We start from the raw sequence: 6,044 nt of genomic DNA on the forward strand, positions 1-6,044 counted from the left end.
TCCAGTGGTTCTTCGGCGACCAGGGTGTCCGGTCGGGACGAGATCGCTCCGTCGCGGATGCGGATCACCTTGCGTCGTTCCGTGACTCGTCCCATGTCAGGCCTCAGTTCCGTATCGCCACGACGGGCGTCTTCTCGATCCGGATCGCGGCGGCCTCGAACTCCACGGCCCCCACGATCGGACAACTGGCGCTGGAGGCACCTCGGTTGGCGTCCGCTCCGTCCGGCGGACACCCGGTCATGAACGCCAGACCGGGCCGCAGCCCCGGATCCACCCACACCGGCGCCGCCGTCGCACCCCGCCGGGTCGCGACCCGCACTTCCTCGCCGACCACCACGCCGTAGCGCTCGGCGTCCTCCGGGCCCAGCTCGACACACTCGGCGCGCCGCGGCGACGACGCCGAACCGCCCCTCCGGAGGCGGACGTTGTACGAGTCGATACGGCGCCCCTTGGTGAGCCTGACCGGATACTCCTCGTCCGTCAGATCGACGGGAGGAGCGTGCCGGACCAGGTGGAAAGGTGCACGCGGTGCCGGATCGCCGTGACCGCCGCCGGTGAGCAGCGACAGATTGATCAGCGCGCGGATCCCCTCCTCCTCAGTGCCGTCGCATGGCGGGAACGGCTCACCGCGCGCGCAGGCCTGCGCCAACTCCCGCAGCACAGCGGCCGGTACGCCCGTCACCTTCACCGCGAGCGACACCGTCCACGGCTCGACGAGCTGCCTGTACTCCTCGAAGCCGGAGGTCGAGTGCTCGATGAACTCCCGGTCGGCCAGCCCCGTCCGGATGATCTCCCGGCCGATCGCATGGGCCATCGGGACCTCGCTGCCGGCGTTCGGCCGGATCCGAGGTCCCGCCCCGATGGCGTAGGTGCCCGGTTCCGTCATGCGGCGGACCGGATCGCGAGGAGGTCGGAGAGCGCGTGCACGGTGCGGAGCGTGGGCACGTCCACACCGGTGATCTCCGCCAGCTCGATGACGGCCGTGAGGAGGACGTCGAGTTCCAGGGGCTTGCCGCGCTCCAGGTCCTGGAGCGTGGAGGTGCGGTGGTCGCCGACGCGCTCGGCGCCGGCGAGACGACGTTCGATGGACACCCCGACGGTGCAGCCGAGCGCCTCGGCGACCGCGAGGGTCTCGGCCATCATTGTCTCGATGACCTTGCGGGTGCCGCCGTGCAGGCACATCTGGCGCATGGTGGCCCGGGCCAGCGCGCTGATGGGGTTGAAGGAGATGTTGCCCAGCAGCTTGAGCCAGATGTCGTCCCGCAGGTCCGGTTCCACCGGGCACTTGAGCCCGCCGGCCTGCATGGCCTCGCTGAACGCCTGGCACCGGGGTGAGAGGCTGCGGTCGGGCTCCCCGACGGAGAACCGGGTGCCTTCCAAGTGCCGTACCACACCTGGTCCTTCGAGCTCCGTCGCCGCGTAGACGACACATCCGATGGCCCGGGAGGGTGCGAGCACCGCACTGACCGCGCCGCCCGGGTCCACGCTTTCGATGCGGTGACCGTCGTGAGGGCCGCCATGCCGGTGGAAGTACCACCAGGGGATGCCGTTCTGGGCCGCGATGACCGCGGTGGTGTCGGTGAGAAGGGGCTCGATGAGCGGCCCGCACGCCGCGTACGAGTTGGCTTTCAGACCGAGGAAGACGTAGTCGACCGGGCCGATCTCGACCGGGTCGTCGGTGGCATGGACATGGGCGGTGAAGTCACCGCGCGGGCTGAGGACCTGGACACCGTGCTCCCGCATGGCCGCGAGATGCGGACCGCGGGCGATGAGATGGACGTCGGCGCCGGCGCGGTGGAGTGCCGCGCCGACGTAGGCACCGATGGCTCCGGCGCCGAGGACTGCGACTTTCATGGGTGGAAGCTCCGTTCGGTGAGGGTGACCGAGGAACTGCCGACTTTGTCGACTGGATATTGTCTACAGGATGGGGAGAGTGCTCAGCAAGAGTCGTGACGTCACCAAGCCCCATGAGCTGCCGCTACGGCCCGGCGCGAGCTGCGGCGATCGTGGTTGTGCGCCGTAGACTGTAGGCGAAAGCCAATTCATACTTGGCTCTCAGCCGCAGCGACGACGCTGTACAGGAGGGACCGCGATGTTGCCGACGACAGGACTGCCGTACGGGACGGTGCCCAGGCTCGAGCGCCCCGGTCCACTGCGCGACCGTGTCTACGGCGCGCTGTTGGAACTCATCACGACGCGTGCGTTGCAGCCGGGTCAGCATCTTGTGGAGAGTGAGCTGGCCGGGCACCTCGGGGTGTCCCGGCAGCCGGTGCGTGAGGCGTTGCAGCGGTTGAACACCGAGGGGTGGGTGGATCTGCGGCCCGCTCAGGGCGCGTTCGTGCACGAGCCCACGGACGAGGAGGCCGACCAACTCCTCACCGTGCGCACCCTGTTGGAGGCCGAGGCGGCCCGGCTCGCCGCCGCGAACGCGGGCAGCGCCGGAATCGCCGTACTGGAGGAACTGTGCGCGCAGGGGGAGAGCGCGGTCGCCGCGGACGACGTGGATGCCGCGGTCGCCCTGAACGCCCGACTCCACGCCAAAGTCATGGAGTTGGCGGGCAACTCGGTCCTCGCCGAACTGGCCGCCCAGGTGGACCGCCGGGTGCGCTGGTACTACACACCGATCGCCCGGCAGCGCGGCCACCAGTCCTGGATCGAACACCGTGAACTGATCGCCGCGATCGCCGCCCGCGACGAGCAGCGCGCCACGGCGGTCATGCGGCAACACACCGAACACACGCGGAAGATGTACCACGACCGCGAGAAGTAGCCCACGGGGCGGGCCGGTTCGCGGCCACCCTGCGGGCGACTCGGGCGGCTCAAACGGCCGTTCGGATCAGGCGGCCCCTTTCCCCGACGAACGTCGTGGGGGAGGGGCCGCCCGATGTGCGAACCGCTGTCCTCAGGCCGCGGCCTGAGGCTGCGCTACCGAGGCTCCGCTCCGGGGCCGCCCCGGCTGCCGCAGCAGCAACGCGATCGCCGCCGCGAGCATCGAGGTGGCGCCGGCCAGGGCGTACGCCCCGTCGTAGCCCCAGGCCGCGACGACCATCGAGCCGAGGCCGCCGCCGAACAGGCCGCTGATCAGCTTGCCGCTGTACACCAGCCCGTAGTTGGAGGCGTTGTAGTTCTCCCCGAAGTAGTCCGGGGTCAGCGCCGCGAACAACGGGTAGAACGCGCCGCCACCGAACCCGGACAGGAACGCGAACACCAGGAACAGCGACTCGCTCTTGATGTCACCCGCCCAGATCACCCCGAACTGTGCGAGACCCAGGACGACGATGACGAACACCAGGGTGGACTTGCGGCCCCACTTGTCGGACAGCCAGCCCACCACGCCGCGCCCGATGCCGTTGACGACGGCCATGACACCCATCGAGGAGGCTGCCACCAGCGGGCCGAAACCGACCTCCTTGGCGTAGTCGACCTGGAAGGAGATCCCGAAGATCGACACTCCCGCGGTCATGACGAGGGCGATCCACATGAGGGGAAGCATGCCGGTCCTGACGGCCTCCTTCGGCGTGTACTGCCGTACCGCCGGAGGGTTCTTGGCGAGAGCGCCGGCCCCGTTCCCGCTGCCGCCGTGGGTGAGCGGGTCGATGTCCGCGGGCCACCAGTTCTTCGGCGGGTCCTTGAAGAAGAACGCGCACCCCATGACCACGATCAGGATGTAGCAGCCGATGAGGTCCAGGACACGGTGGTAATTGGCTGTGTCGAAGCCGTAGTTGAAGATGAAGATGAAGGGCAGTGATCCGTACGCGAAGCCGCCGTTGACGAACCCGGTCCTCGCTCCCCGGCGTTCGGGGAACCATTTGCCGACCATGTTGATGCAGGTCGCGTAGACCAGTCCGGCGCCGATTCCCCCTATGACGCCGAATCCCATGATCGCCAGCAGGACGTTGTCGAGGTGGGACAGGGCGAGAAACCCGACCATGCACATCCCCGAGCCGATGTACATGGCCTGACGAGCCGTCAGCACGCCTTTCTCCCGCAGCCAGCCCGCCGGGAAGGCGATTCCGGCCTGGAAGAAGACCCAGACACTGAGGATCCAGAAGGTGTTGCTCTGCGTCCAGCCGTGGGCGTGGGACAGCGTGTCCTCGGCCGAGCCGTACGCGTACTCGAAGACGCTGATGGCCATCATGGTGAGCCAGGGCAGATACACCATGAGTTTGCGTGAGTGGCCGAGGATGTCCCGGTCGGTCTCGCCGACGCGGTAGACGCGGCCGTGGGCGTCGGTCACTTCTCGGTAGGGACGTTGTGCGGCGGTGGAGTGTGCGGTCTTGTCGGTCTCGCTGCGTGCTGCGTACGGATCTGCCGTCATGTCAGGCCATTTCCTCGCCGAGCGGTTGCGGGTTGGGGACGGTCCGACGGCTGGTCCGGGGCCTGCCGGGCGCTTTCAGGAACAGCGCGAGGACCGCGGACGCCAGACCGATGGAGCCGGCCAGGACGAACGCGCCCTGGTAGTCCCAGGCGCCGACCACGATCGAGCCGACACCGGAGCCGACGAGCCCCGAGATGAGCTTCGAGCTGTAGACCATGCCGTAGTTGGAGGCGTTGTTGTTCTCACCGAAGTAGTCGGCCGTCATGGCGGCGAACAGCGGGAAGATCGCGCCGCCGCCGAAGCCGGAGACCATCGAACAGAAGAGGAAGAACGGCATGCTGCCCATCTGGCCGGAGACCAGCACACCGAACTGGGCGGTGCCCAGCACCAGACACACGATGATCAGGGTGTTGCGGCGGCCGAACTTGTCGGAGATCCAGCCGATCACCCCGCGCCCGGTGCCGTTGACGATCGCCTTGAGGGACATCGCCGTGGCCACGATCCCGCCCGCGAAGCCCATGTCCTTGCCGAACGGCACCTGGAAGGCGATGCCGAAGATGTTGATCCCGGCCGTGCACAGCAAGCAGAACCACATCATCCACAGGACGGGCGTGCGTGCCGCTTCCCTCGGGGTGTACTGCTTGACGGCCGGCGGGTTCTTCTCCAGCGCCCGCCGGATCTTCGGGTCGTCGGTCATCCTCAGCGGGTCGACGTGCGGGGGCCACCAGTTCTTCGGCGGGTCCTTGAAGAACCAGCCCGCGAACGCCACCACCGAGCAGCAGACGAGGCCCACCGTCACCAGGACGCCCCGGTAGTTGCTCAGGTCCATGTACGAGGTGAACAGGAAGACGAAGGGCACCGAGCCGTAGGCGAAACCGCCGTTGACCATGCCGGTCTTGCCGCCCTTGCGTTCCGGGAACCACTTGCCGACCATGTTCACGCAGGTCGCGTAGACGAAGCCGGCGCCGATGCCGCTGCACACACCGAATCCGAGATAGGCGACGATCACGTTCGGCGCGAACGCGAGCGAGAGATAGCCCAGGATCGTGCCCAGCGCGCCGACCATCATCGCGTAGCGGGCGGGGAGCTTTCCGCTCTCCCTGAGCTGCCCGGCGGGGAAGGCCACGGCCGCCTGGAAGAACACCCAGACGCCCATCAGCCAGAAGATGTGTCCACTGCTCCACAGATGCGCCTCGTGCAGTGTGTCCTCGGCCGACGTGAACGCGTACTCCGAGGAACTGATGCCCAGCATGCCCATCCACGGGAAGAGCACCATGGTCCATCGTGGCCGTCCCATGATGTGCCGGTCGGTCTCGCCGATCCGGTACACGCGGCCGTTGCGGTCCGTCACCTCCCTGAAGGTGGCGGACGACGAGTAGTCGATGGTCGTCATAGTCTTCAAGCACTCCTTGCGTCGAAAGATCTGGCCAGCGCCCCCTGTCCAAATTCCTTTCGTGCGCGCACGGATCCCGGGGTTCGCCGACGCGCACCGCCGCCGGACCCCGTGCTCATTCACCTCATGGACCACCGCCCAGCGGCCTGGGAACGCGGCTCCGGTTCACCACGTCAGATCACCCCGCCCGACCTGAGCAGCCGCAACTCCTCGTCACCGAGACCGAGTTCGCCGATGTAGATCTCTTCGTTGTGTTGGCCGAGGAGGGGTGGGGTGGTGATGGTGGTGGGTGAGTCGGAGAGTTTGAGGGGGTTGCCGACCGTGGTGAACGTG

At 67.9% G+C, this 6,044-nt stretch carries 4 protein-coding genes and 3 pseudogenes; 1 reads left to right on the forward strand and 6 read right to left on the reverse strand.

What is annotated here, in order from left to right; translation table 11 throughout:
* The 3 genes and pseudogenes from ABZT02_RS46005 to ABZT02_RS46015 all read right to left on the reverse strand — a co-directional run.
* Positions 1-95, reverse strand: a pseudogene (locus ABZT02_RS46005) (sulfurtransferase FdhD); the annotation flags it as partial.
* A gap of 8 nt (positions 96-103) precedes the next feature.
* Positions 104-835: pseudogene (locus ABZT02_RS46010) on the reverse strand (molybdopterin dinucleotide binding domain-containing protein); the annotation flags it as partial.
* Positions 836-882: 47 nt separating this feature from the next.
* On the reverse strand, positions 883-1,854 hold the full coding sequence (locus tag ABZT02_RS46015; RefSeq protein WP_356029425.1) for a 2-dehydropantoate 2-reductase: 972 nt from the start codon (positions 1,852-1,854) through the stop codon (positions 883-885).
* Between the two features lie 238 nt (positions 1,855-2,092).
* Between ABZT02_RS46015 and ABZT02_RS46020 the strand changes: the two genes are divergently transcribed.
* A complete protein-coding gene (locus ABZT02_RS46020; protein ID WP_356029428.1) occupies positions 2,093-2,770 on the forward strand; it encodes a GntR family transcriptional regulator in 678 nt (225 codons plus the stop codon).
* A 132-nt stretch (positions 2,771-2,902) separates the two neighbouring features.
* On the opposite strand, the gene ABZT02_RS46025 is transcribed toward ABZT02_RS46020, so the two are convergent.
* From ABZT02_RS46025 to ABZT02_RS46035, 3 genes and pseudogenes are all read right to left on the reverse strand, one after another.
* Positions 2,903-4,318 (reverse strand): OFA family MFS transporter, encoded by a 1,416-nt coding sequence (locus ABZT02_RS46025; protein WP_356029430.1) that lies wholly within the window; start codon positions 4,316-4,318, stop codon positions 2,903-2,905.
* Position 4,319: 1 nt separating this feature from the next.
* Positions 4,320-5,711, reverse strand: coding sequence for an OFA family MFS transporter (locus tag ABZT02_RS46030; protein ID WP_356029433.1), 1,392 nt, complete (start codon positions 5,709-5,711; stop codon positions 4,320-4,322).
* A 173-nt stretch (positions 5,712-5,884) separates the two neighbouring features.
* Positions 5,885-6,044: pseudogene (locus tag ABZT02_RS46035) on the reverse strand (formyl-CoA transferase); the annotation flags it as partial.

This window comes from Streptomyces sp. NPDC005402 (assembly GCF_040606575.1).
GTDB lineage: Bacteria > Actinomycetota > Actinomycetes > Streptomycetales > Streptomycetaceae > Streptomyces.